General features: G+C 60.8%; 21 protein-coding genes and 1 pseudogene. 5 read left to right on the top strand and 17 right to left on the bottom strand.

Annotation, left to right across the window (positions count from 1 at the left end; genetic code table 11):
* Positions 1-181, top strand: a 181-nt coding sequence (locus HRU92_RS20400) for a hypothetical protein (RefSeq protein ID WP_210259551.1), incomplete at its 5' end; no start/stop codon positions are given.
* Between the two features lie 575 nt (positions 182-756).
* Here the strand turns inward: HRU92_RS20400 and HRU92_RS19850 are convergent.
* The 11 genes from HRU92_RS19850 to HRU92_RS19900 all read right to left on the bottom strand — a co-directional run bounded on the left by HRU92_RS19850 (position 757) and on the right by HRU92_RS19900 (position 13,628).
* Complete coding sequence (locus HRU92_RS19850) at positions 757-2,211, bottom strand: M20 family metallopeptidase (protein ID WP_173089071.1); 1,455 nt, start codon at positions 2,209-2,211, stop codon at positions 757-759.
* Between the two features lie 28 nt (positions 2,212-2,239).
* Entirely contained in the window at positions 2,240-3,220 is a 981-nt protein-coding gene (locus HRU92_RS19855) for an oligopeptide/dipeptide ABC transporter ATP-binding protein (RefSeq protein ID WP_173089073.1), read from the bottom strand.
* Positions 3,217-4,221, bottom strand: a complete 1,005-nt coding sequence (locus HRU92_RS19860; RefSeq protein WP_349236883.1) for an ABC transporter ATP-binding protein — start codon at positions 4,219-4,221, stop codon at positions 3,217-3,219. Before HRU92_RS19860 ends, HRU92_RS19855 begins: the two co-directional genes overlap by 4 nt.
* Before the next feature lie 46 nt (positions 4,222-4,267).
* Complete coding sequence (locus HRU92_RS19865) at positions 4,268-5,374, bottom strand: mandelate racemase/muconate lactonizing enzyme family protein (RefSeq protein ID WP_173089077.1); 1,107 nt, start codon at positions 5,372-5,374, stop codon at positions 4,268-4,270.
* Complete coding sequence (locus HRU92_RS19870; RefSeq protein WP_173089079.1) at positions 5,371-6,075, bottom strand: aspartate/glutamate racemase family protein; 705 nt, start codon at positions 6,073-6,075, stop codon at positions 5,371-5,373. The genes HRU92_RS19865 and HRU92_RS19870 overlap by 4 nt, the downstream gene beginning before the upstream one ends.
* 9 nt (positions 6,076-6,084) lie before the next feature.
* Complete coding sequence (locus HRU92_RS19875; RefSeq protein WP_210259552.1) at positions 6,085-6,969, bottom strand: ABC transporter permease; 885 nt, start codon at positions 6,967-6,969, stop codon at positions 6,085-6,087.
* A complete protein-coding gene (locus tag HRU92_RS19880; protein WP_173089081.1) occupies positions 6,953-7,897 on the bottom strand; it encodes an ABC transporter permease in 945 nt (314 codons plus the stop codon). Before HRU92_RS19880 ends, HRU92_RS19875 begins: the two co-directional genes overlap by 17 nt.
* A gap of 17 nt (positions 7,898-7,914) precedes the next feature.
* Positions 7,915-9,483 (bottom strand): ABC transporter substrate-binding protein, encoded by a 1,569-nt coding sequence (locus HRU92_RS19885; RefSeq protein WP_173089083.1) that lies wholly within the window; start codon positions 9,481-9,483, stop codon positions 7,915-7,917.
* An 18-nt stretch (positions 9,484-9,501) separates the two neighbouring features.
* Positions 9,502-11,217 (bottom strand): M28 family peptidase, encoded by a 1,716-nt coding sequence (locus HRU92_RS19890; protein WP_173089085.1) that lies wholly within the window; start codon positions 11,215-11,217, stop codon positions 9,502-9,504.
* Between the two features lie 11 nt (positions 11,218-11,228).
* The gene (locus HRU92_RS19895) at positions 11,229-11,978 is read right to left on the bottom strand and encodes a GntR family transcriptional regulator (RefSeq protein ID WP_173089087.1); all 750 of its coding nucleotides are present in this window, start codon (positions 11,976-11,978) and stop codon (positions 11,229-11,231) included.
* Between the two features lie 288 nt (positions 11,979-12,266).
* Complete coding sequence (locus HRU92_RS19900; protein WP_173089089.1) at positions 12,267-13,628, bottom strand: MFS transporter; 1,362 nt, start codon at positions 13,626-13,628, stop codon at positions 12,267-12,269.
* A gap of 743 nt (positions 13,629-14,371) precedes the next feature.
* Between HRU92_RS19900 and HRU92_RS19905 the strand changes: the two are divergent.
* A pseudogene (locus HRU92_RS19905) lies at positions 14,372-14,814 on the top strand (IS110 family transposase); the annotation flags it as partial.
* Positions 14,815-14,922: 108 nt separating this feature from the next.
* On the opposite strand, the gene HRU92_RS19910 reads toward HRU92_RS19905, so the two are convergent.
* The 6 genes from HRU92_RS19910 to HRU92_RS19935 all read right to left on the bottom strand — a co-directional run bounded on the left by HRU92_RS19910 (position 14,923) and on the right by HRU92_RS19935 (position 22,196).
* Positions 14,923-16,818, bottom strand: a complete 1,896-nt coding sequence (locus tag HRU92_RS19910) for a hypothetical protein (RefSeq protein WP_173089091.1) — start codon at positions 16,816-16,818, stop codon at positions 14,923-14,925.
* Positions 16,815-17,318, bottom strand: a complete 504-nt coding sequence (locus HRU92_RS19915) for an ABC-three component system middle component 2 (RefSeq protein ID WP_173089093.1) — start codon at positions 17,316-17,318, stop codon at positions 16,815-16,817. Before HRU92_RS19915 ends, HRU92_RS19910 begins: the two co-directional genes overlap by 4 nt.
* Positions 17,306-18,310, bottom strand: coding sequence for an ABC-three component system protein (locus HRU92_RS19920; RefSeq protein WP_173089095.1), 1,005 nt, complete (start codon positions 18,308-18,310; stop codon positions 17,306-17,308). Before HRU92_RS19920 ends, HRU92_RS19915 begins: the two co-directional genes overlap by 13 nt.
* Positions 18,311-18,804: 494 nt before the next feature.
* On the bottom strand, positions 18,805-19,683 hold the full coding sequence (locus HRU92_RS19925; RefSeq protein WP_173089097.1) for an ABC transporter permease: 879 nt from the start codon (positions 19,681-19,683) through the stop codon (positions 18,805-18,807).
* The gene (locus tag HRU92_RS19930) at positions 19,680-20,621 is read right to left on the bottom strand and encodes an ABC transporter permease (protein WP_173089099.1); all 942 of its coding nucleotides are present in this window, start codon (positions 20,619-20,621) and stop codon (positions 19,680-19,682) included. The genes HRU92_RS19925 and HRU92_RS19930 overlap by 4 nt, the downstream gene beginning before the upstream one ends.
* Before the next feature lie 69 nt (positions 20,622-20,690).
* On the bottom strand, positions 20,691-22,196 hold the full coding sequence (locus tag HRU92_RS19935) for an ABC transporter substrate-binding protein (RefSeq protein WP_173089101.1): 1,506 nt from the start codon (positions 22,194-22,196) through the stop codon (positions 20,691-20,693).
* A gap of 219 nt (positions 22,197-22,415) precedes the next feature.
* Between HRU92_RS19935 and HRU92_RS19940 the strand changes: the two genes are divergently transcribed.
* The 3 genes from HRU92_RS19940 (at position 22,416) to HRU92_RS19950 (ending at position 26,965) form a co-directional block, all read left to right on the top strand.
* On the top strand, positions 22,416-23,624 hold the full coding sequence (locus tag HRU92_RS19940; protein WP_173089103.1) for an ROK family transcriptional regulator: 1,209 nt from the start codon (positions 22,416-22,418) through the stop codon (positions 23,622-23,624).
* 117 nt (positions 23,625-23,741) lie between these two features.
* Positions 23,742-25,331, top strand: a complete 1,590-nt coding sequence (gene ggt, locus HRU92_RS19945; protein ID WP_173089105.1) for a gamma-glutamyltransferase — start codon at positions 23,742-23,744, stop codon at positions 25,329-25,331.
* Between the two features lie 2 nt (positions 25,332-25,333).
* Positions 25,334-26,965 (top strand): ABC transporter ATP-binding protein, encoded by a 1,632-nt coding sequence (locus HRU92_RS19950; RefSeq protein WP_173089106.1) that lies wholly within the window; start codon positions 25,334-25,336, stop codon positions 26,963-26,965.
* Positions 26,966-26,975: the final 10 nt, after the last annotated feature.

A 26,975-nucleotide genomic window follows, 5' to 3' on the forward strand; every position in this document is an offset into this window, starting at 1 on the left:
TCTTCAAGACAGGCCGGCAAAAAGCTCGCCTGGTCACGGTCAACAGCTTCAACGAAACGTCCCATATGGCACCCCCGAAGCAGTGCCAGATCATAGCATCATCAGGGGTTTTCACACAGCCTCGGGTCGGGAGCTGCCGTTCCGTGATCTGCTGCTGAACGGCGGCTATCTCGCCTTCTGATCTGAAAGCGGACGGACCGCTGCCGGCCGCCGCCCTGCCCTCGGAAGGCGAACTCTACTAGGCGGCAATGGGGTGCATGACGGCCGCCGGCTCCGTGAACTTCACCACCAGGTGGAAGGCATTGGCCGGGGTCTAATTCAGCCCTCGCATAGTGGCCGCTTTCTTGGCCTCTTCGTCCTGGGTCAATGGAGCCAGCGCATCGGACGGCAGCGAAGCCCTACTGGCCGGCCGGCCAGTCGGCGCCTTATCGTGCTTGGGTGTATTGGCGCAATGACACTGCACTGATCGATGGCGCAGGCCTAAGTTGCCAGTGCCGAACCTCGGCCGGTTCTTGACGGCGGTGCAGCAAATTGGTTTCACGTCTCCATATGGCCGCAAAGCGCACCACCATTCTTCGCCACCCCGCAGTGAAGAGCCAGCCGTCCGTCAGCGACGATATTAACAACATCGCGGCAGTCGATTCTGCTCGTGGCAAGCCGGCGCTTGCTGCTCAGTGCTCGCTCTGTCGAAGCGCTCCTCAGCCGAAAGCTAACCTGACGAAATCTGATTACTCAGCTCCCGCGAATTCCGTGCCGTCAGGGTGCCGTGGCGAGCGCCGCCATTTCTTGGATGGGCGGCTGAGCCCCGTCGGGGAGAGGACTGGTGTAACCAGCCACTCTGGTTGCCTCCTTGAGAGCCTCCTTAGCACGCTGCCGCAGGTTTGCGTCTTGATAGATGCGGGTAGCGGTCGCGGCCAAAACCTCTGCCGCGCGCACCATGCCTTTGTGAGCTATGGGGCTCTTTCCTTGCGCGACCATCTGCCAGGTGTGGAGCTGCGTGCCGATCGCGCAGGTGGCGCTATGCGCCTGCACGGTGGGGACGACCCAGCTGACGTCACCCAGGTCGGTTGAGCCGCCGCCGGGTGCTCGCCGCTCGCTGGCCTCGACCACAAAATCGCAAAGTGGCAACGGGCGAGCCGGTTGGCCGATGCTCTGCCAGGCGGCACCGATGTCCGCTTCCGATAAGCTGCGGCGTATACTCTCGGCAAAGTCGCGGTCGGCGGCGTCAAACTCCGGTGGGCCCAACTGCTCCATGACGTCCTGCATCGCCTCTTCAAGGGGGCGGTTCGAGACGAGGTTAGAAACCGCGCTGATCATGGTCGAGGAAACAGTGGTTTCCGTCATCATCGCCGCGCCCTGGGCAACTTTTTTCACCCGCTCGACGAGGTCCAGCATGCGTGTCCGGTCGGGCGCCCGCACCACGTAGCGCAGCTTGGTGACCGCTTGGACAACGTTGGGCGAGATGCCGCCGGCGTTGAGATAGGCATAATGCATCCGGCAGTCGGTCGGCACGTGTTCGCGCAGGTAGTTGACGCCGACATTCATCAGTTCGGCCGCGTCCAGCGCACTGCGCCCCAGATGCGGCGCCATGCCGGCATGGCTTGCGGTGCCCGAAAAGGTGAAATCAATCCGGCAATTGGCGAGGGAGGTTTCGCGCACGACCTCCATGAACTCGGCGGGGTGCCAGGTCAGGGCAATATCCACGTCATCGAAGGCGCCCGCCTTGACCATGAAGGATTTGGCCGCACCGCCTTCCTCCGCCGGACAGCCATAATATCGCACGCGGCCCGGGGTCCCGGTTTGTGCCAGCCAATCCTTCAGGGCGATGGCCGCCAGCATGGAGGCGGAGCCCAGAAGGTTGTGCCCGCAGCCATGGCCGTTATGTCCCGCCACGAGCGGCTTTGCTTCAGCGACGCCTGCCTCCTGGCTCAAATTGGCCAAGGCATCGAACTCACCGAGCAGAGCAATCAACGGGCCGCCGCTGCCTGCCTCTCCCATCATTGCCGTGGAAATGCCCGCGAGATCTTTGGTGATCCTGAAACCCTCCTGTTCGAGCATCTGCAAATGCTCGGCGGCGGAGCGGTGCTCGGCATAGCAGGTCTCGGGCATGCCCCAGACGCGGTCGCTCAGGGCAATCGTCTCCGGCGCTTTAGCTGCAAGAAGCGATAGCAGAGCGTCGAATTGGGAATTGTTCGTTGTGTGGGCTGACATGGACGTCCGAAAGTTTGGGAAGGAGCGGCTATGGCCGGTGGATGCAGGCCTTGTAGTGGCTGGGGCCGACTTGCTCGAGCGGCGGCACGACCTTGGCGCATTCAGCCGTCGCAAGTGGGCACCTTGTGCGAAAGACGCAGCCGGACGGCGGATGAATTGGGCTCGGAATCTCGCCCTTGAGCACGATGCGCTGGCGCCTAGCGTCAGGGTCGGGGATCGGCACCGCGGACAGCAGCGCTTCGGTATAAGGATGCACAGGGTTGGCGTAGAGCGCGCGGGCTGGAGCCACTTCCATGATGCGCCCCAGATACATCACCACAACCCTGTCGGCGATGTATTCCACAACCCCGAGGTCATGGGCGACCATCAGCATGGTCAGGTTGAGGTCCCGCTTCAGATCCAGAAGGAGGTTCAGCACCTGAGCCTGAACAGAAACGTCCAGAGCCGATACGGGTTCGTCGGCAACGATGAACTGGGGGCCAACGGCGAGGGCACGGGCAATGCCGATGCGCTGGCGCTGACCGCCGGAGAACTCGTGCGGGTAGCGGGCGAGATGCTCGGCACCCAGTCCAGTTTTTTCCAGCAGATCGACAATGCGCGAACGACGCCCGGCCTTGGGAACGAGGTTGTGTGTATCCAGCGCCTCGCCGATCAGCTGTTCAGCAGTGAAACGAGGGTTGAGGCTGGCGAGCGGGTCCTGAAAGACGATCTGCATCTTGCGCCGATAATCGCGCAGAGCCTTTCGGGGCAGTTTGGTGATATCCACCCCATCAAAGCGAACCTCGCCTGATGTCGGCTCGATCAGGCGCAAGATGGAGCGGCCCATGGTAGTCTTCCCGGACCCGGATTCGCCGACGACGCCAATCACCTCACCCTTTTTGATGTCGAGCGAGAAATCCTCAACGGCCTTTACACTTTCCTTGTTCGGTTTGAGAAATCCCGACTTCACCGGAAAATGCTTCGTCAGGCCGCGTATTTCCAGCAGGTTTTCTCTGTTTTCAGTCGTCATGAGGCAGCCCTCGGCCGGGTAAGATCGAGCTCATTCCACCTGACGCAGCGCGCGCTTTGGGTTTCGTTCACCGTCTCCAGCGCTGGCTCCGTTGCGATGCAGCGGTCCTGAACGAAGGGGCAGCGCGGATGGAAACTGCAGCCCTGGGGCAGATTGGCCGGGGAGGGAATGTTTCCGGGAATGGCATAAAGGCGATCCTGGTGAGTGGCTGCCCGGTCTACCCGTGGAACCGAGCGCAGAAGGCCCGCAGTATAGGGCATGCGAGGGCGCCCGAAGATCGCGCTGACCGGTGCTTCTTCAACTGCACGTCCGGCATACATCACCACGACCCGATCGGCGATCTCGGCTACGACGCCCAGATCATGGGTGATGAAGAGGATCGACATGCCAAGATCGAGCTGCAGTGACCTCATCAGCTCCAAAATCTGGGCCTGGATGGTCACATCCAACGCGGTCGTGGGCTCGTCGGCAATCAGGAGCTTGGGGTTGCACGAGAGGGCCATGGCGATCATCACGCGCTGGCGCATGCCCCCGGACATCTGGTGCGGAAAATTATGTATGCGCTTGCCGGGCTCGGAAATCCCCACGAGGTCCAGCATCTCTGCGGCTCGGATCAGGGCCCGCGCTGGCGTGAGCTTTTGGTGCAGGCGGATCGCCTCCGCGATCTGCTCCCCAACTGTATAGACGGGGTTGAGGCTAGTCATCGGTTCCTGGAAGATCATTGAGATCTCGTTGCCGCGGATGTTGCGCATCTCGGCTTCGGGCGCTTTGACGAGATCCTGGCCTTCGAAGATGATCCTGCCCCCAGCAATCCGCCCCGCCGCTGGGTCGAGAAGCCGCATGATCGAGAGGCTGGTGACCGACTTCCCCGAGCCAGATTCCCCTACAACGGCCAGGGTTTCCCCCCGCCCAATGGCAAAGCTCACGCCATCGACGGCTTTGATGACCTCGCCATCGCTGGTGAAGTGGGTCTTCAAATTCTCGACCTGAAGCAGTGGTATTTGGGTCAAAACTTGCCTCCGCGTCCGGCCCTAGAGCCTCATACAATCAAATCGCGGCCAGAGCGGGTGTCCGCTCGAACAGCGAGCGAGGCAGATCTATGCCGAGGCCGGGGCGCTCAGGAACTGTGGCGAACCCAGACTCGACCTCAATCGTGCCACTGCCTTCAAGACGGACCGAGGAAATGCCGACCCCTAGTTCGGCGGCAAAGGGAAAAGCGCTTGAACTGGCGGCCAGATGAAGATTGGCAGCTGCTCCCAGTGCTGTCTCGTAAGGGCTGACGGCCACGCAGGCGATCCCGGCAGCTTCGGCAATGCCGACGACCTTACGGGCCTGGTGGAGGCCGCCCAGTTTGATGAGCTTGACTATGAAGACGTCGACCGCTTCCGCGGCAACCAAGCCCAAGGCGTCCTGTAGCCCGAACAGGCTCTCGTCGGCAGCAATTGGCGTGCCGAACTCGCGCAAACGCGCCAGACCCTTCCAGTCATGGGGCGCCAGCGGTTGCTCGAGATATTGGAGGCGGCAGTCCGCCACAGCACGCAAGAACCGCTGCGCTTCGGAGAAGCCAAACCCGGCATTGGCATCGGCACGGATTTCGAGTTCGGCCGGGAAGCGCTCACGCAGCATCTTGATGGTGCGGATGTCACGTTCAATGTCGGCGCCGATCTTGAATTTGACCGTCCGGATGCCTTGTTGCCAAAGCTTGGTTACACGGTCGCGAACCGTTGTTTCTTCCTCGATACCGACAGCCCCGCCGAGTGCAATGCGGTTGGTCACCTTGCCCCCGAGGAATGCGTAGGCCGGCAGGCCGGTCAGACGGCCTTGCAAGTCGTGAATTGCATTGATGAGGGCGGCCTTGGACGCATGGTGCTGCGGCAAGGCGCGTTCCAGCGCCTGGTGGGCGCGCTCGACGTCAAAGGGATCGAGCCCGATGAGCACTGGGGCAAAGACCTCCCGTACCAAGGTCTGCATTTCGCTCGCCCGCTCGCCGCTGAAATGCGGCAGGGGCGAGCCCTCGCCATAGCCAGTTGTTCCATCCTCGGCGGTGATGGCAACGAAGATATGCTGGCGTTGGGTCACGTTGGACCCATAGGAGGTCTTGAGCGTCTCGTTGGCCAGATTCGACAGCCGGACCTCAACCGAATGAATGGTCATGCGGCCTCCCGGCTGTTCATCTTTGCAGGCGTTGGGAAGGTCACTGCGCTGTGAGTCAGTCCCGCACCGACGAGCATTTCCGCTGCTTTGAGCGAGAGCTTGACCGAGTTGATGCAGGGCACCCCGATCTGGGGCTGCACGATATCGGTCAGGAGCGACATGCTCGCGCAGGCAAATACGATCAGTTCCGCCCCGTCCTCCTCGACGCATTTGCGCCCGAGGGTCACGAGCTTATCGATGGTGGCAGGGTCGCGGTCCCGAATGCGCTCGACCGGCACGCCGAAGGGGCGGATCGAAGCGACGAACTTGTCGACACCCACTTTGTGGGCCTGCTCGCGAGCGATCGGGACAGTCTGGGGTAGTGGAGAGATGATGCTGAAATGGTGGGCGAGCATGCGGGCGGTTAGGAGCGCGGTTTCCCCGGGGGCAATAACAGGGATACGCACCCGTTCGCGCGCGGCTTCCACCCCGGGATCACCAAAGCATCCGGTGATAACTGCATCAAAGCCCCGGCGCTCGGCCTCAATGGCGCGTTCGATAACCCAGCCGGCTAGCTCAATTTCCTCGCCGCGGCTCTCGATGCTGATCGGGCGGCTCGCCTTGCCGCTGAAATCGGCCATGTTGTCGAGTTCGACCCCAGGGCTCGCTTGGTCGCGCAGGTACTGCAAACGTTCATTCGTGCCGAGGAAACAGATGCGCATGGGGTGCTCCTAATTACGTGGATCAGTGGCGTCGCGCAGAGCGTCGCCGATGGTGTTGAAGGCAAGCACGCTTAGGAAAATCAGCGCGCCAGGATAAACCGTGAGCCATGGATTCTGGAAAATGTAGCCACGCGCTTCGGCAAGCATGTTGCCCCAGGAGGGCGTGGGAGGACGTACGCCAAAGCCCAGATAGCTCAGGGCCGATTCCACCATTACCGCCTCGGCAATGCCCAGGGTTGCGGCCACAATGATCGAGGGAGTTGATTGGGGCAGCACGTGACGGAAAAGAATGGTCATTCGGGGCACCCCCAGCGCGGCGGCGGCCTCGACATAGAGCAGTTCGCGGTTGGCCAAGATTTCGCCGCGCACGATGCGGGCGACCGGCATCCAGGTGGTGGCCGCAATAGCGAGGATGAGGATCGGCAGGGACGAGCCGAACAAGGCCAAGGTGGTGAGGAGGAAAAAAAACAGGGGAATGGACAGCATGCCATCGATTATTCGGCTGATGAGCGAATCAACCCAGCCCCCGAGAAAGCCTGCCAAGGCGCCCAAGGTAGCACCGATGAACACCGCGGCGGTGACGCTGGCGAGCCCGACCGAGAGCGATACGCGGCCGCCATAAAGGAGGCGGCTGAGGATATCGCGGCCGTTTTCATCCGTGCCCAACCAGTGCGTGCCAGAGGGCGCGGATAGCATGCTGAACATGTCAATCGCTGCCGGATTGTAGGGTGCGATCCAAGGGGCCAGAAGCGAGGCAAAGACAAGCACACCCAGGACCAGCGTAGCAATGCGCGTGGCGGGGCGGTGCCAGAAGCTGCGCCATGCCCGCCGAGCGGGGGAAACGGAGCGGCGCGGCGCGACCGCCGGCTCGATTGAACTAGCTGTAACTGACACGGGGATCCAACTTTGCGTAAAGCAGGTCGACTACAAGGTTGGACACCACGACGACGACCGAGATCACCAGCGTGATGCCCATGATCGTTGGATAGTCCTGATTAAAGGCCGCAGAGACCGCAAGGCGGCCCATGCCAGGCCAGGAAAATACGCTTTCAGTGACCGCGGCACCGCCGACGAGGCGCGGGATCAGCATTCCCAGCAGGGTGACGACCGGGATCATGGCCGTTCGGAAGGCGTGCTTGGTGATGACAACGTGCTCGCTAGCTCCTTTGGCACGGGCGGTGCGAACATAATCCTGGCGCAGCACGCTGATCATGGCGGAGCGGGTGTAGCGGACCAGTTCGGCCATGACCGCGGTGGAAAGGGTGATCACCGGCAGAACGAGATGCAGGACGAGGTCGCCGACGGAGTTCGATCCAGGGGTGAACATCCCGCCTGCGGGCAGCCAGCGGAGCACAACCGCGAAGAGGATGATGAGCAACAAGCCGTACCAGAAAACCGGAAGCGACAGGCCAAAGAAACTGACGGTTGTCAGCGTCTGGTCTATCCACGAGTTGCGTTTCACCGCCGCGAGAATTCCCAGTGGAATGGCGATGGCCGAAGCAAGAAGCAGCGCCAGGCCGGAAAGCAGGAGTGTGGCAGGAAGGGCGGCGCCGATGAGTTCGGCAACGGGCCGGCCGACGCTGAAGCTGAAGCCGAGATTGCCCTGCAGAACCTGCAGGAGCCAGCGCATATATTGTTCGTAAACCGGCCGGTCGAAGCCGTAAATCTCCCCTAGACGCGCTGCATCTTCGGGGCTCAGATTGGGGTCGAGCAGCACGCTCGGCCCCCCTGGCGCTGAACTGATCAGGGCGAAAGTGAACACGGTGATCACAAGAATCAGCCCGAGAGACTCGCCGATCCTCCTGAGGATGAACCTGGTCACTTCCGCCCTCCCAGGTCTTAACGCTTCGAGATCAGGTGAGCCCAGCCAAGGGCATCACGATAACCGGCTTCCGGGAAGCGCTCCACGGAGGTGCTCAGGGCTTGGATTTCATCGGGAAACACGGTGTAGACGTTGGGCTGGTCCTCATGGATGATCACCTGAATCTGCTTGTAGATCTCGGCGCGTTCGGCCTGATCCAGAGTGGTGGCACCAGCGTTCAGTAACTCGTCGATCTCTGGCTTGTTGTAGTCCCATGAGTTGGCGAGCGAGGTCGAAAGATAGTAGTTGGCCACCCCATCCGGATCGGGCGGAGCAATGAGGTAGTTGGGGTTCAGTTCATAATTGGGCGGGTCCTGGCGGATGCGCTCGACGACGGCGCCGTATTGCGCCGTTTCGAAGTCAACCGCGACGCCCACCTCAGCCCATTGCTGCTGCGCGATGAGCGCAGTGCGGGTACGGGTCGGGTTGGCCGGATCATAGAGCATTGTGAAGCTCAGATCCTGGCCATCCTTCACTCGGACATTGTTGGGTCCCATGACCCAGCCCGACTGCTCCAGGAGGGCTTCGGCTTGCGCAGGATCGAAGGGGAGGGGCTCAATGGCATCGTTGTAGGCCCACGCGACCGAAGGCGCGAAGGGGCCGGTTGCAACCGAGCCGCGACCCATGAACACGGTGGCCAGCAGCTGCTCGCGATCGAGCGCCAAGGTCAAAGCCTTGCGGACATTAACGTCGTCCAGGTGCTCAAGGCCGTTGTTAACCGAGATGAACTCGTGCCGGGTGACCGGAACGCTCTGGATCTGCACATTTGGGTTGTTTTCGACGGCTGCGAGCTGGAAGGGTTCGATCACCACCAGGTCGATCTCGCCAGATTGCAGCAAGGCCAGCTGGGCATTAGCATCGGGAACGATGCGGAAGACCATCGCATCGAGATGCGGCACCCCACCGAAATAGGCGTCGTTGCGAACGAGGCGCACGAACGAGCCCGGGCTGTATTCGGCGAACTTGAATGGCCCGGTGCCCACTGGATTGCGCAGGAAGTCGGCCGGATTCACCAGCTGCTCGGGGGTGAGACCGCTCAGCAGGTGCTCAGGCAGAATAGCGGCGTTGTAGCCAAGGAGCACAGGAAAGGCGACCTGTGGACGCTCCAGCCGAACGTTGACGGTGAAGTCGTCGACCTTGGTCACTTCCTCGATCAGGCGGAAGTTGTTAGCCAGGTAATAGGGAACGTCCGGATTGGTCCAAATTTCGTTCAAGGTATAGACGACGTCGTCCGCGTTGAACTGCTCGCCATCGTGCCAAACAACATTCGGACGCAGCTTGAACGTGTAGGTCAGCCCATCTTCCGAAACGGTCCAGGATTCGGCGAGGTCGCCTACCGGCTCGAGGGTCTCGAGGTCATAGCGGATGAGGCCGCTATAGACCGTCTTGTTGACCAGGATGTTGAACAGCCCGCCAGCAACCGGCCAGATCTGTGGGTCGTCGTTGATTGGAAGGCTGAAGGTTCCGCCGCTAGTTTGCGCCTGGGCTGGTGCCAATCCGGGCACCAGCAGGGCTAGCGCGGTAAGTGCTACGGCTAGTCTACGCATGATTGTCCTTTCAAGTTTTCAGGCTACGTTGCGAGATTGGGCGGCGCGGCAAACGGCGATAGCCGTGTTGAGCTCATGGTTGACCATGTTGCGGTTGCGCACGAGGCGAGTGAACAGGAAGCCGTAGTCGTTGGATGATGGGTCCAGCTGGGCCAGCTTCCGGGCCCCGTCCAGGGCCGGGAAAGCAGGCAGTGGCATGGCGGGGTCGTGGTCGAACCGGTTGCCTGAGGTAAATGACAGTGTGGTCAAAGCGTGGGAGACCGCCTTGATGACCTCGTTGGCCTGAGCTGCCGGCACCGTGTTGATCACGTTGAGGGCGGAGTCGAGCTCATCGAGTTTGCCGATGACGCTGGATAGGTCGACGTGGTTGCCGGCGCTTTCCGAGATCGAGGCAACCATCGTTTTGAGGTCGGAGATCTGCGCCTGGAGGTCGAGCGGCAGGACCTCGTCCTGAGTTAGACGAAGCAGTGCATGCGCGTAGATCTGGGTGTCCTTCAGCAGAACATCCCGGTCCGCCTTGTCGACCAAGTCTTCCTCGGCGTGCCACCACCATCCCATGCCGCAGCCGCCGACCGCAGCGCGCTGCCCTTCAGGACGGTTGGACAGGAGCATGAAGAGCGAGGGCAGCCCAACGCCCCAGAACGACTGGTCGCCAGCGCGCATCGGGCGTTCGATATTGGGGGTTTGACCGGTAAGCTCAACTACGGCGTCGGTGACCAGAGATGCGGTTTCTGGGACTGCCGTGACTTCCGAGTAGTCGACGGCGCCGAGCGAACCGGGCGAGTCGATGTTGATGTAAGCGACGCAATTGGCATCGAGCTCATCCCAGTGATTATCGGCGTACCAAGCCGAGCCGGAATAGCGACCTGTGGAGTGGCCGACCCACCAGGCAATACGAACGCCGCGGCGCAGCTCTGACTGATGCTCCTTGAGGACCCGTGCCAACTCAAGGCAGGAAACGTTACCTGTGGCGTTGTCAGTGGCACCGTAGTGCCAGGAGTCGATGTGGCCGGCGACGAGTACGAAGTCGTCTTCCTGGCCGGCAATATCGGTAACGGGCATTTTGACATCCAACCAGCCAGTTCGGGTGACCGAATGAATGGTGCCGCTGACGGCGCCGTCCTTCAGGGCGGCGCGTAGGCGCAGCCCGTCATTGTGCTTGATCGAGATGATGGGGAAGTTGGGGATGTTGCCGGCGCTTTCGGGCGTCGGGGTTCCCCAAACGGGCGTAACGATACCCTCATGGATCACATCCTCGTCGCTGGGCCACATGTGGATGTAACCCACGGCGCCTGCATTCTTGGCCGCCAGCATGGACCCGCGCGAGCCGCTTTCGCTCAGCACGATCTTGCCACCGACGGTTTCGGGGCTGATGAGGTTCACGGCATTATCGGCCTTGAACATATTGGTGCCCCCCTGAATGGACACGAGGTCTCCCGAGAGCCCTTCGGCGGGCGTGTTGGCGGAAAAGGCGCGCGTCTTGGCGGGGAGATCGATGCTCTCGCCGTTTATCCGCACAGTAAGGCCGCCCGAGATCGGGTGGGAAATATATGCCCTGTATTCGTGGATGGTGACCGGCAGGCCATAAGAGCGGAGCACCGAGGCGACATAGTCGACGGCAGCGTGTTCGCCCTCAGTGCCAGTGGTGCGGTCCCATTCACAAAGTTTTTCCAGATGCTTCCACATCTCGTCCGTGGAAATGCTGCCTAGAAGTCTCTCTTGCAGGGTATTCATTCACCGTTCCTCTATCTGCTCAGGGTGATGTTGTATTCATAGAGATCGCTGCGGATGGCGCATTCGACGTATTCGATCGGGCGATCGAACTCGACAAAGGCGGTCCTGCGGATCGTCAGAATTGGGGTATGCGCTGGAACCTGGAGAAGCTCGGTTTCCCGCGGGGAAGCGACCCGCGCGCCGATGGCGTCCTCGCCATAAACAATGTGCAACTGGTGGGAGCGCTCGATCAGCTCGTAGAGGGGACCGGAGAAGTCGTCGTCGGGCTTGAGGCCAACCGACTCGGGCACATAGGACTCGATCAGCGCAAATGGTGACCCGGCGATTTCGCGAAGGCGCAGGAGATGAAGTACCCGCTCCTCCTTGCGGAGCTTGAGCCTGGCGCGAACAGCAGGCGTCGGAATTTCAAGGGCCGCGTCGATGGTGCGGGCACGAGTGGCCACCCCATGAGTGCGCAGATCTTCGGTCAGGCCACGCATTGCGGATGTGCGCACGGGAGCTTGCGCACGAATCACCAGAGTGCCAACGCCCGCCTTTGACTTGAGCAAGCCTTCCTCGGTGAGCTTGCCGATGGCATTCCGGATAGTGGCGCGGCTCACCCCGAAGTTACGGGCAAGTTCGTGTTCGGTGGGGATGATTGTCCCCACGGCATATTGACCGGACCGGATCATACCTCGGATCGTGGTGGCAATCTGCAGGTAGAGCGCCAACCGGGAGCGTGGCGTTAGCTCATTCATCCTCAGCTCGCGATCAATGTACATACAAATCGCTGCAGTTCAGCGCTTCGGGCCGTGTTCTGTGGGCGATGAACGGCATTGGGGGTAGAGCTCCAAACTATTAGGCGGAGTTCAGCTCAGAAACGCGACGCCTGTCAACGTAAATCTGCATCTAATTCAGCAGGCGCATCAAGATGACCAACAACTAGGCAGTAATCTGTTTGTTCGTACATTTGCTCGTTCAGGTGACACGGGTGCCCGGAAAGCACAGGCGCGCAAATGGCGGGCGGCAAGGGCCTGCACAAAGCGCTCGGGCGGGTGCGACGCGCTAGGTTAAGATCGAGGGGGGAAACAGCGGGCAAGGCCCAAGGCGGTAGCGCCGACCGTTAACGCGACGCTCACGCCTACCCCAGCGGCGGCGGGATGTTGTGGGCTCATGGCGAACGCCAAGCCGAGAAGGCTCGCACCGAGGGCAAAGCCGCATTCGCGTGCCATGGCCTGCAGGCCGCTGGCGCCGCCGCTTCGCTCGATGGGTGCGCTGGTGACGAGTATTCGATTATTCGGGGTCTGGAAGAATCCGAAGCCCAGGCCAGCGACGGCCATCGCGGCGACCAGTGCAAGCATCTGGGATTGGGAATGCACCAGCAGTAAGGAGCCAAGTCCCAAGCCGAAAACCGCTGTGCCCAAGAGACAGAGCAGGTCGGGCCGGCAGGTGTCCGACAAGCGTCCGGCCAGCACCGCAGCGGGAGCGATGCAGCACGGACAAAGGGTCAAGAGAAAAGCAATTTCCTGTCGCGTGACCCCGAGCTCGGCGAAATAAAAGGGCAATGATGCAAGGGCGGCAAGCTGGGCAGCAAAGCAGAACATGGAAACGCCGGCTGCGGAGGCGAGTGACGGCATAGCCAGGAGGTCAAGCGGAATCAGCGGGCGCGTGATCGAGAGCTCATGGCGGAGAAGGATTGTTCCCGAGATCAGGGCCAGGGTGATCTCGGCGAGCCCGAGCAGCGGGACCGTATTGAGGTGCCCCACACCCAAGATCAGGGCGCCAAAGGTCACTGCGTTCAGGGCGGCGCCTTGCCAGTTGAAGCGCGCCGGGAACTTCGTGCTGTGAGGCAGGGCGGCGGTGAGCGAAAGCGCTAAAATCCCGAGCGGAAGGTTGACGGCGAACACCCATGGCCATTCAACGAAGCTCAGAAGCGCCGAGCCGATTAGTGGGCCCGAGGCCGTGGCGATTGACGCGGTCAATGAGTTGAGGCCCAGCCCACGGCCGAGCCAACTGCGCGGGTAGGTGTGACGCACCATCGCTCCCATGACGCCTAGCACGCCAGCGGACCCCAAGCCCTGCAGGGCGCGGGCCGCGGCAAGCGCCGGCAGTGAGCCCGACAGGCTGCAGAGGAATGCGCCAAGGACAAAGACGGAGAGCCCGATGCGAAAAACGACTCGATAGCCAATCATCTCGCCCAGGGCGGCGGCCGGCAGGAGCGCCACGATCGCGCCGAGCTGGTAGGCATTGACGACCCAGACAACCTCGCCTGGGGTAATTGCCAGGTCGGCCGCAATCGAGGGTAGGGCGATGTTGACGCTGGTGCTCCCCGAAACAATGGTGGCGAGCGTCACGAGAAGGCAGGCAGTCGCCCAAAAACGGCGCGGGAACGCCAAGCCCATTTCGCGGTCGCCAATGTGCGGGAGGGTCATAACGCCAGTTGGCAGAACTGAACTCCTTTTGGCAAGCTCGGCTGGCCGAGGGCATCAGCTGTTTTGCCGCTGATGACCGGCCGGAACATCTGAAAAGACTTCGATTTGGAGTGCCGAGGTGCCGGACACCCGCTGCAAACCCTTCCCGTTTAGGAAGGGTTACCCCCGTGGTTGTGGCGTTGTAACTGCGCGTGGCAGTCTTCCGCGGCCAGAATCGAGGTAGCGTCTATTTCGTACGGGAAGTAGCAGCAAACGCTGGGCAGACGCTTGTGCTGGCTAGAAATTGGAGAATGTCGGATGCGGGTTCGTTCTCGTCCGCCGATCCTCCAGCAGTGAACACTCTCCGGTGCGTACGGCAGGGCTAAAAGCCCAGCTTCCATGGGCTTTACGGTGTCCCTGATGACTGCCGATCTGGTCTAAACACCCACAACACTCTCTCTGGCCCCGACGTTCTCCAGAGCTGGGGACTTCGGCATCTAGTACACAGCTTTTTAGTTGTGGGTACTCGGTACTTAGGTGGAGCGGCTGATTTTAGTTGGAGAGCCGGCTCTTGGATGGCAGCAGAGTCCGGCGTCGAACTTCGGCACTTAGTGGGGCTGGGAAACAACAAAGCGCGGCGCTCCTCGGCACTCAGGAGGCTGCTTAGCGCCCCATTTCGGATGAGGTGGGTGGCTCCCGCTCCCGACATCTGAGTGCCAAAGTGGGTTTGCTATCAGGCAACCCGAGCAAAGGAGCCATCCGCCCTGCAGATTACCACCGTAGGCCTAGATCTGGCCAAGAGTGTTTTTCAGGTTCATGCCGTTGATGCGTCTGGAGATATTGTTGTGCGCAAAACACTCCGGGATCGCAGGTGCTGCCGTTCTTCACCAGGGTACCTCCCTGTCTGATCGGCATTGAGGCGTGCGGCACATCCCACCATTGGGCTCGCCAGCTGACAAAGCTTGGTCATGAGGTCCGTATCATGCCGCCGGCCTACGTGAAGCCCTATGTGAAGCGCGGCAAGAACGATGCCGTGGACGCCGAAGCGATTTGTGAAGCCGTGACACGCCCGACCATGCGTTTCGTGGCGATGAAGCCGACCGATCAACAGGCAGCCCTGTCGTTGCATCGGGTACGCGATCTTCTGGTTAAACAGCGCACCCAGCTGGTGAACATGATCCGCGGTCTCTTGGCCGAGTTCGGCATCGACATCCCAGTAGGTTTAGAGCGGGCGCTTGGGCTGGCGCGCCAGATCGCGGACAATGAATGCGAACCAGATGTACCCGCTGTAGCCAAGCTGCCTTGAGATACGGAGCTAGTTGTTGAACCGGTTAGTAATCGCAGACGGAAACAAGCCCAAACGACCGGAATCCGGATCGCCGGTGAATACCTGGCTCTTACCCAGCTTCCCGATCCCCGCAGGTGGGTCGATGTTTTCCACAACGAGGAACTGGGCAGACGACGACAGGCTGGCGAGATGCTCGAAGAAAAAATCCCGCAAGGATGTGTTTCGGAGTTCCTGCTCGTCGGACGCAAGCGGCCCTGCCCTCGATGTGATCGGGTCCCGGTATGTGAGTAGCGGGGTATCGAGGACCAGGAAGCCCGGATGTGGCAGACCACGCTCCCTGCAGAAGATCAGCAGCGCAACCTTGAATGCTGCATGGGTGACGGCGCGGACGCCCTTGCCGTTGTCCCGCCTGTGCTTTCCATCGATGCGCAGGTCGTACGTAACCTCGTCGAAAGCGACATGTCGCTTGCCGGGGAATTGCCACTCGCGCAAAACCTCGCTGACTGCCTGGGCGAAGTCGTGCGCCACCGTGCTGGACACGCCCAAACGAGGCTTGTCGGATTTGGCGGCGGGCTTGATGGCTGCCAGTTCGTCTCGCCTGTCCTGGAGGGTCCGCCTCTGAGCAAGCAGCCCCAAGCCGCGCTTGACGTGGTCGCGTGTCGCGGTGAGCTCGGCGAGAAGGCGCTGCCTCTCCCTGGCTTCCGGGCCCAGGAGCCGGAATCCTTCGTCCGCGCTGTCGATCTCGGCGCGCCGCTTAGCGAAGGCCTCCGCCAGACGCGCGCGCTCGAAATGGAGTGACCGGACCGTCTCGTCAAGGGAGGCACGATGTTTGACGATCTTTTCGATCTCGATGGCAGAGGCTGCGCGGATCCGCTCGATGTCGGCAATCCCGTGGTCATGACGCTGGGCACTCGGAACCGCCCCGCACAGGGGGCAATCCTTGTCGCTACCCAGGAGAAGAAGGAACCCGGCTTCTTCGACGGCCTCGAGCCGTTGTACGTCGGATGCATAGACCTCATCGAGCTGGTCGAAACGGCTGAGGTTGACCGAAACCTCGATTAATCGCTGCTGGATCGCGGCGAGCTCCTTCGCCGCAGCCCGTTTGGTATCGAGGAGCGCTTGTATGCTGTCGCGAGACAATTGTACCTCGCTCTGCGCCGCTTCGAATGTCGCCGCCAGTCTCTCGTCCTGTCCCGCCAGGCCGTCTACGTCCGGATAATCCGCCGTGACTTCCTCGTCGATGCCTGCGATCATCTCGTCGAGCATCTCGAGCTTGGCATTAGTCTGGGTCTTGAAGACCTGCTTGTTTACGACAGGGACGACTGCGCTGTCGTCGACACCAGTAAGCAGCAACTTGAATGCGCTGCGTTCCGCAGTGACGGTCGTGTATTGGCCAGCCTCGACCGGTGAAGTCTCGCCTTGAATAGTGGTCTCGTCGACCAGGCAGAAACGGACGACGTCGCGAAAGCTCAGGCTGCGTTTGTTGCCGTTCGCATCCACGGCGATATAGCGGTTGCCGAAACCCAGCTCGTTGAGGAGAAGTTGAGAGACATTGTCGTCGTTCGAATGGTCGTGGCGCGCCGACAGTCCACGCGAGTTGGTGCTCGGCGTGGCGGTCTTTACATGACCGGGATGGAGTTCGAATGCACCGCCTGCAAGGGCTCTCGTCAAGGTGACGTCGCCTTGGTTGGGCAGGGTCAACGCAAGCCAAGCTCTGTCGTAGCCATCCCGCTCGCTTATCTCGGGTAATGGCTTGGAACTGCCGAGCATGAAATCCAGCACCTTGGCCATAAAGGACTTGCCGGTGTTGGAAGCGCCGAAAAGCAGGTTCAGACCTGTGTCGAACGTGACATCGGCGAGAGGGCGGTTCGGTCCCGTGAAGGAGACGCCCCTGATGACCATGGGATTGTGTTTGCCGGTCATGACGCCGGGATCTCCGGTCCGGTTTCACCCTGGAATTCCACGGCCCAACGCCCGATCTTTTCGGCGATCAAGTCGGCGAGCTGCTTGTCGGTGAGACTTTCCAACGTATCAGCCAGCCATTCGGCCCTGTCCTTCAAGGCCGAGGCGTACGGGGTCTGCATCGTCTCCACCAAGGCCGACGCATCGTCCGATGCCTGATAGGCGATGCCGTTCTTGTCGGCGATGGCATTGATCATATGCAGCCGCCGCATGAGCTGGACACCTTCCTCGACGACCCTCCTCCGTACCAGCAGTTCGCCGGTCCGCTGGGGCAGGTCTGGGTGCAGGCTCTGGGGGCCTCCGATGTCTGCGGTATGGACCACCAAGTGGTCAAACCATGTCAGTTGCGCGAGATCGAAGACACGCGGAAATACGGCGTTCAGGAATACCAATGTCCGGACGCCCGTCTCCAGGGCGCTGTTGAACAAGGGGGCCGGACGTGTGGCGTCTATGGCTTCCATGTCATTTGCCCCTCGTTGATGAAGTGGTGACAGATGCCTTGCTTTACTGGGGTCCGCGCGTACTTTGCCAATGGCCCCGCGGGTTGCGTCACGCCTGCCTGCGACATGACAGCGTTTACCCTCGACAGCATGTCATCATGCTTTGCGGTATGGGTCTCGTAAATGCCGTGCAGGATCTCCTTTCGGAGATCATCGGTGTCCTTGACCGTGGTGTTGTCGCGGTAGAACCGGATGAAGGCGTCAGCATCGAAGTACCGCTCACGCTGCATCCGCAAGTGCGGACCGTGCAACGCATGTGCTACCGCAGTGGCATGCTCGCCGAAAACCATGCCCTCTCGTTCACCGTAGGCATCCAGAAGGCCTTGGATGTAAGGCATCTCGACAGGCAGCACGTCGGCTGGCGCGCTGCCGGACGGTGCCGGTCCCGGATCAGCACCGAACCAATTGTAGAGCACTGGCAGTGCAGCAGTGTCGGTGAGCATTGTGTCGACCGAAATCGGTACCACGCGCGAGAAATCCCACGCCAGGATGAAGGCCCTCAAGTCGGCCTCGAGCGGAATGTGCACGTTCTCGACGATGGATCCCGCGCAGTACTTGTCCCACTGGTCCACCATCGTGGTCTTGAAGGTGGCCGGCTTGAAAATCAGCGACTTGAGGTTCCGGTTGATCCCGCGCGGTGCTACGAAGAAGAACTTTTCGGGCGCCGTGAACTCACCCAGATGGCTGTAGTATAGAACTTTGCCGAGCTCGGCGATGCCCGTTTCCGTAGGCAGCGTGCGTCCGTATTGCTTGCACTGGTAATTGTGCCAAGCACCCTCGTGACGCTGAACCGATAGGAAACCGACGACGTCGCGCCCCATGTCTCCCGTGCCGGTGAACCGCTCGACCTCGGCATATTCCGGCTTCTTCAACGCCCACTGACGGACGAACTCTTCCAGCTGGTCGTCGTCAAGAGCCAGAATCTGCCGTCGATACTGATAGTTTGTCCCCATGGTTGCGTTATATTTCTAAAACCTGCGATCATTCAATTGTCGTGCACGATCTCATCAACCCAGCCTGCACACTCGTCGGTGGAGCACCGTGGTCGGCGCGCTAGCAGCCTATTGGTTTGTTACGCAACGCCTCTTTGTCGAAAGCTGCTTTTACACAGCCGGCTCCAATTGCACAGGCGCCCCCTAAACCGCCGAATGTCCGCTTTCGGTCAGCCTACACTTAAGAGCGGCCAGACCGCTGTCGGCCCCAATAGGTCAATGGCAGGTGCGCGTGCGAATGGCAGCTTTTGTCAGCGCCGTCGACGGGAGTGGACAGACGGTCTCCGACCCTCCTTCGACAGGGTGCTTGTAGGATATTCTTAGGTGCGAAGCTTACTTCGCATAGGTGTCGCGGCGGTCTAATTGCAGCCGGCTAACACCCTTCGGCTTTCCGGAAGCATTGCTAAAGGGCGCTGAGCACGCACGTTCTTTGCTGCGCACGCGGTGCCTAACTGTTATTCGTCTTCCCCCTGCGGATTCAGCGCGTCATTAAGGCCATCGCCGAGCAGATTAAAGCCGAGAACAATGGCAATAATCGCCAGGCCGGGCCAGATAGCCATCCAAGGTGCCTCCGTCAGGAACTGCCTCGCAATGTCCAACATGCTGCCCCAGGAAGGAGCAGGGGGACGTTGGCCCAGCCCGAGAAAGGCCAAGCTTGCCTCGGCTAGCACGGCAACTGCCATCGTGATCGTACCTTGGACCACAATCGGGGCGAGCACGTTTGGTAGTATGTGCGACAAAATAATGCTTCGATCACGTACGCCCAGGGCACGCACTGCCGTGACATAATCCTCGTTCTTAATGGACATGACCTGCCCGCGCGTTAGGCGAATAAAGATAGGCATGGCCGATACGCCTATAGCGATCATCGCGTTTTCAAGACTGGGGCCCAAAAAGGCTGCCAGTGCGATAGCCAACACCAAGAAGGGGACGGCGAGCAGCGCGTCGGTGAACCGGGAGATTACCGCATCTATGACGCCCCCGAAATAGCCGGCGATCAATCCAAGTGGCACGCCCAAAGCAATGGCGATGGCCACGGCGATAATGCCTGCCGCCAAGGAGGCTCGGGCCCCATAAATGACGCGCGCCAGGATGTCGCGCCCAAGGTCATCGGTGCCAAACCAGTGCAGCGCCGAAGGAGGTTGGCGAATGGAAAGCCAATCCGAGGCGTTTGGGTCATACGGCGAGAGCCAGGGCGCAAACACCGCCACCAGCACGAAGAACAGCACGATAACGCCGCCAATTATCGTACTGGGATGGAACAGCGCTCGCCAAAGAGCGGACTTCTTGGCGCCGCCGCGCGCGGATGCGAGTGGAAGTGTGGTCTGACTCATGCGCGCAGCCTTGGGCTGAGAATGACATAGGCGAGGTCGGCGAGGAGGCTTAGCAGCATGAACATGACAGCCGAAACAATGACCACGGCCTGAACCACTGCGTAGTCGCGGCTGAACACCCCATCAACGATCATCTTGCCAAAGCCGGGAATGCCGAACACCTGCTCCGTTAGAACGGCGCCCGAGAGCAGTTCACCCAAATGCAGCGTGCTGGTCGTGACAACAGGGATAAGACCGTTGCGCAAGGCGTGGCGAGTTACGACGATGCGTTCGCGCAGTCCCTTAGCCCGGGCGGTGCGGACATAATCCTGCTTAAGGACGGCGATCATCGAGCTGCGGGTGTGCCGCATCACAATCGCGGCGGCCGCTGTACCTAGCACGATGCTGGGCAGGAGCGTAAAGCGGAGGTTATCGAGGGGAGATTGGAGCAGGCTCGCGTAGCCGCCGCTCGGGAGCCAGCCCAGTGAGACCGCGAACAGCAAGATCAGCATAATACCCAGCCAAAAGCTCGGAATCGACAGGCCGCCAAGGCCGATCAGACTAACCAGATAGTCAGCCGGCGTACCCCGCTTGATAGCAGCCAGCACGCCGGCCGGAATGCCGATGAGCAAGGCAATCAGCATGGCCTGGAGCGACAGCTGGATGGTCACCGGCAGGCGCTGGAGAATGGTTTCACCGATAGGCAGGCGGGTGCGTACAGACAGCCCAAAATCGCCCTGCAGAATGCCACTCAGCCATTTGAAATATTGAATATAGACGGGCTGATCGAGCCCATATTTGACCCTGAGCGCTTCGATCACTTGCGGGTCAGGTTCCTGGCCAGCCAGCGCGACGGCAGGATCGCCGGGCAGCAGTTTAAGCAGGCCGAAAACCAGCAACGACACCAGCAGCAGTGTTGGAATGGAGATCAGGATGCGCCGGAGAATGAAGCTAATCATGCGGTCTGAACTCGGCCCTCAAACATGGATGCCGCGCCCGATTGGTCCGGGCGCGGCTAATGGCGGGATTTATTGCGCTGCTGGCTTGACGCCGGTGACACGCAGCAAGCCATCGGGATAGATGGTAATGCCTTCCACTGCCGCCCGAGCACCGTAGAACCATGTCGGGTGATACAGCGGGATCGTCGGCCGATCGCTCAGGTAGATGTCGCTGGCTTTTTCGTACAATGCCTTGCGGGCTTCGGTATCCAGTTCGCGCCGTGCAGCAATCAGGACTTCGTCGAGCTCTGGTGAGGCATAGCCATTCAGGTTCTGGCTGCCGCCAGTACCAAAGAATGTGAATAGGGTTGGGTCTGGGTCGGCACGGCCACTCCAGTTGCCGATATAGAGCTCGAAATTACCAGCCAGGTAGCGCTCGATCGCCGTTGACGTTTCCAGCGGCAGCAGGCTCACCGTGAAGCCGGCTTCCTGCACCATGGATTGGATGATCTGGGCAACGCGGCCGTCGGTTAGTGAGTTTTCATAGGTAATCTCTATGGTCGGGTTGGCAACGCCTGAAGCTTCGATCAGCGCCTTGGCGGCATTAACATCGCGCTCTGGCACCGGGTGGCTGGTGCTGTAGTAGATGCTCGATGGAGGGATCATCTGGTTGTCGGCGGTGAATTCACCGTTGAAGGCAACCTGATTGATGACATTGCGGTCAATAGAGAGTTCCAGTGCTTCGCGCAGTTCTGGGCTCTTGGCCATAACGCCAGTAGCATCGGCACCCACACTGATGAACAGGTGTGAGACGGCTAAGCCGGGTGAGCTGTGCAGCGCCAATTCGGCATCGGAGCGGATAGCCTCGAGATCAGTTGGGGCAATGCGCTCCGCAATATCAAGATCGCCAGCCTGGATGCGCGACAACCGGACGGTGGAATCGGGAATGATTTGGTACTCGACGCCTTCGTAGCCGATCTCGGCGGCGTTCCAGTAGCCCTGGTACTTGGTCAGGCGGATGAAGTCGCGGGCGCTGCGCTCGGCATATTGGTAGGGGCCCGAACACACTGGCTTGGCGGCAAAGTCATCAGCCGAAGCAGCAGCGGTAGGCGAAACCATCATGCCGGCACGATCGGTCAGCACAGACAGCAGCGGTGCGAAGGGCTGCTCAAGCTTGAAGACAACGGTTGCGGCATCCACCACTTCGACTGCGGTGATGGGGGAGAGCTCGCTCTTGCGCTTGGACTCTTCAAGCGTTTGCATGCGTTCAATATTGGCTTTCACCGCTTCAGCGTCGAACGGGGTGCCGTCCTGGAAAGTCACGCCTTCTCGCAGCTTCAGCGTCAGTTCTGTGTTGGCATCGTTCCAGGACCACTCGGTAGCCAGTTTGGGCACGATTTCTAGATTGGCGTTGATGTCGAGCAGCTTGTCGCACATTGCCTCGAAGACGATGCGCCCAGTATAGGTGCCGCCCGTAGCGGGATCGAGTGTATCCGGATCGTCCTGTAGGCCGACGCGCAAGGTCTGCGCATCTGCCGAGGTCATGGTTAAGGCCAACAAGCCTGCCAGAACGATCAGCTTCTTGGAAGCTATCATAATTGTTCCTCCCTGCTGTGCGGCGCACCCCACGCACGCTGCACAAGCGATGAGCGGCAGCGAAACATAAGCTTGCCCTATTGTAAAGTTGCCGAACTAATTATTTTGCCCTGGCAGGCTTTGCAGCAGATGTGGCGTGTGCTTCTGTGCTTTTTCTCTTGACCGCCGCCAGTTCATCCGCTCATTTGTTCGTCAGTTTGACTAATATGTGCCCGCTTTATGATCGATCTTTCCGGCCTTGCAACAACGCGCCAGATCACCTTGCGCACGGTCGTCCACGTGCTGCTGGATCGTGGTGCTGTGTCCCGGGCTGAACTGGCGCGTCTAACGGGCTTGTCCAAGCAGACCATGTCCGAAGTCTTTCGTGATCTTGAGGGCGGAGGGTGGGTGCAGATTGCCGGCAAAACCCAAGGGGGGGTGGGACGCAGCGCCGCTACTTATGAGCTGTGCGCAGACCGGGCGCTGGTGTTCGGAGCCGATGTGGGCGGCACCAAGGTTCAGGCAGCCCTCGCCGATATGCATGGAACCATCCTCGCAGAAATGATCGAGCCGACCGATGCGAGGGGGGGCGAGCAGGTGATTGCTCAGCTGGCTCGCATGAGCGCTAACTTGGCAGGTCGGGCGGGCGTTCCCAAGGAGCGCATCTTTATGGGGTCGATCGGCATTCCCGGTGCTTACGACGAGCGTTCCAAGCGCTTGTTCATGGTCCCCAACATTGCCGGCCTGGAGGGATCGCCACTAGCCGAGCGTCTCGAGTCCGCAACCGGCTTTGCTGTTCACGTGGGTAATGACGTGAACATGGCGGCCAAGGGCGAGCAGTGGATGGGTGAGGGCAGAGACGTGGACAACTTTGTCTTCATCGCTCTTGGTACCGGTGTTGGCATGGGCATCATCAATGAACGGCAGATATTACGTGGTGCGCGCGGAGCCGCCGGCGAAATCTCTACCCTACCAGTCGGCGCTGACGCATTTGACGGCCGCACCTTTCACGCCGGTGCCCTCGAAACGAGCATTGGCAGCGTCGCAATTCGGGGGCGCTATGAAGGCTGGGGGGGCGTTGCGGGCCTTACGGTCCGTCAGATAGTGGATCGGGTCGCTGAAGGCGATCGCATTGCCGCCGCCACGCTTGATGCCGTCGCCAGAACCCTCGCCGAAGCCATCTTGGCAGTGTCTGCAGTGGTGGATCCCGAACGAGTTGTTCTTGGCGGCAGCATCGGGGCTCGCCCCGAACTGCTGGAGCGCGTGCAGCACTTCCTTCCGCTCTGCATGCCATCGCCGCCGCAATGTACCATAAGCCAGCTGGGCAGTCGGGCGGGCCTATATGGCACAGTGGCCAACAGCCTCGATTGGTTGCGCAAGAGCCTCTTCCAAACGCCAGGATACGACATCCCTATGCCCGAGGCGAAACCTTTGGAGGCAATGCCGTGACCGGCGCGCATTCGAGGTTTGCGCTGCCGGAACGCAGCGGGCACACCCGGTCCAAACTGATCATTGCTCAAGTGGCTGCCACGCAGCTGCCTGCACCCACCCTCAAGGAGCAGCCTTATGCCTGAACGCGATTTCATGGTGCCCGGCAAGTCCGTGGCACTGGCCCAGAACGGCATGGCCGCGACCTCGCATCCGCTAACCACGCTGACCGCAGTGGAAATCCTCAAAGCAGGCGGCAATGCGGTAGACGCAGCCATTGCAGCGGTGGCATTGCAAGGGGTGATTGATCCGCACATGACCGGCATCGGTGGCGACTGCTTTGCCCTTTACGCGCCGGCGAGTGGCACAATGGTCGCGTATAACGGTTCGGGGCGCTCACCCCGAGCCGCAACGCTCGACACCTATCTCGACATGGGCTGGACCAGCATTCCGGATCTTTCGGTGCACGCAGTTACTGTGCCTGGTGCCGTGGACACTTGGTGCCGGCTAAGCGCTGAACACGGCAAGCTCGGTCTTGATCGTATCCTGCAGCCAGCAATCGAAGCGGCCGAAAACGGGTTCACCATTCCGCCTCGGGTCGCGCTAGATTGGGCGCGATACGCCAACCGCGTGGCGGGTCATCCCGATGCTGCAGAGCAGTTCCTGCCGGGTGGGCATGCTCCGAGGACGGGCGACCGGCTGAGCAATCCTGCGCTTGCCGCGACACTGCGCAGGATAGCGCGCGATGGGCGTAGCGCATTTTACGAAGGCGAAGTGGCCGAGGATATCGTCGCCACGTTGCGCGCAGCAGGGGGCCTTCACGATGCGGCTGACCTCGCCAGCTTTGCTGCCGAAACCACCCGGCCGATAACTGCCGCCTATCGTGACCATGTGCTTCATGAATGCCCACCAAACGGGCAGGGACTGGCAGCATTGATCATAGCGCGGCTGCTTGAAGGCTTTGACATGGCCGATACAAGCCTCACAGATGCGGACCGGATCCATTTGTTGGCCGAAGCAACCAAGGCGGCGTATCGGCAGCGGGACGCGCTGATTGCCGATCCAGCGGGCATGACGGTGAGCGTTGAGGAGGTGCTGGCGGACATCAACATCGATGCCCTGCGCGCCCGCATCTCGCTTGACCGCGTCACGAGTGTCCAAAGCTGGGATCTGCCGGTGCACCGCGATACTGTCTACATCAGCGTGGTTGACCGCGATGGTAACGCCATGTCGCTGATCAACTCCCTCTTCTTCTCGTTCGGTAGTGGCATATACGCCAAAAAGGCAGGGGTGCTGCTGCAGAACAGGGGGGCTGGATTTTCACTCAAGCCAGGTCACCCCAATGCTATGGCGCCGGGTAAGCGACCATTCCACACGATTATCCCGGCTATGGTCAGCAAGGACGGCAAACCCGTGTCCAGCTTTGGTGTCATGGGCGGGCAGTATCAGGCCACAGGCCACGCCCATTTCCTCTCGCAAGTGCTGGATCGGGGGCACGACGTGCAAGCGGCGTCTGACCAGCCGCGTAGCTTTTTCACTGAAGGTGCTATCAGCCTTGAGCCCACAATCGACGCGGAGACCAAAGCGGACCTCGAGGCGCGCGGGCACCGGACCCGTTGGGCGGACGAGCCACTCGGGGGCTGCCAGGCCATCTGGATTGACCACGAGCGAGGCGTGCTCTGGGGCGCATCGGATCATCGAAAGGACGGCATCGCGCTGGGATATTGATTATGCAAACGCCAAGCCATTCCGCTTCCAAGCCCACCGTTTCCGTGCAGAATCTGGCCTTGCGGCTGCCCCGCGGCGCCGATCGTGAATATGCCTTGGCCGATCTTAGCTTCGACCTGCCGGCGGGTGAAATTCTCTGCATTGTTGGCGAATCCGGCTCGGGCAAGTCGCTCTGTGCGCAAACGCTTATGGGCTTACTACCCCGCGCCATCCGCATCGAGCGCGGGGCAGCGCTGTTTGAGGGCACCGACCTGATCCAGGCCGATGCGGCTTCATTTCGTGCATTGCGCGGGCGGCGCATCGGTATGATCTTTCAGGAGCCCATGACGGCGCTCAACCCGGCGATGCGCATCGAAGACCAGATTGCCGAGGTCTTCGAAGCCCATGGCCTGCTCTCGCCCGCCGAGCGGCGCGCGCGGGCGCTGGACCTGGCACGTGAAGTGCAACTGCCGGATCCCGAGCGCACCATCAAGGCGTTCCCTCATCAGTTGTCTGGCGGCCAGCGGCAGCGGGCAATGATTGCAATGGCGTTGGCGCTTGAGCCGGCGCTGCTGATCGCCGATGAGCCGACCACGGCGCTCGACGTGACGACGCAAGCTCAGATCCTTCGCTTGATGCGCGAGATTCAGCAGCGACGTGGCATGTCTGTAATTTTCATCACCCATGACTTTGGTGTGGTCTCGGATATCGCCGATCGGGTTCTGGTCTTGGAAAAAGGCACCGTGGTGGAACAGGGGACGGCCGACGAGGTCCTGTCGCGCCCCCAGCATCCGTATACCAAGGCGCTACTGGCAGCTGTTCCATCAGGCACGCCGGCGGTACGGCCAATCAAAGCTGAGCAGCCCCTTGCCGTGTCCGTAGTGGGATTAACCAAGTCCTTCCGCACCAAGGGTGGCCTTTTCGGACAAAACGGTCGCACGGTTCATGCCGTCAAGGGAGTCAATTTTGAGATTAGACGCGGCGAGACGTTAGGCCTTGTAGGTGAATCGGGGTCCGGAAAATCCACGGTGGCTCGACTGGTGACACGGATCAGCGAGCCGGACACGGGTCACATTTATCTGGGGGGCGAGGATTACGGTGCCATGCGCGGCGAGCAATTACGCCAGCAGCGCAGCCGTATCCAGATGGTCTTTCAGGATCCGTTCGCCTCGCTCAATCCGCGTCGGAAGGTCGGCCTTAGCATCGCTGATGGTCCGATCGCCCGGGGGGTGTCTCGCACCAATGCCCTGGAAAAGGCCAGGTCGCTGCTGGAGCTAGTGGGTCTTGATGGCAAAGCCGCGGAGCGGTTGCCGCATGAGTTTTCAGGCGGGCAGCGCCAGCGCATCGGCATTGCCCGCGCGCTCGCGCTTGAGCCTGATGTGCTAGTAGCAGACGAGGCCGTTTCCGCACTGGATGTCACCGTGCAGGCGCAGGTCCTCAAGTTGCTTGAGGAGCTCAAGGTTCGGCTAAACCTTGCCATGCTGTTTATCACCCATGATCTGCATGTCGCAGCGCAAGTGTGTGACCGCATGGCGGTAATGCGCCAGGGTGAGATCGTCGAAATCGGAGCAACGCGCGACATCTTCCTCCATCCCCAGCACGATTATACGCGCCAACTGCTCGCCGCCATTCCAGGTTCGGCACGCCAACACTAGAACTGGTCAC

Source organism: Devosia sp. 1635, from assembly GCF_013185955.1.
In the GTDB taxonomy this organism is placed as follows: domain Bacteria; phylum Pseudomonadota; class Alphaproteobacteria; order Rhizobiales; family Devosiaceae; genus Devosia.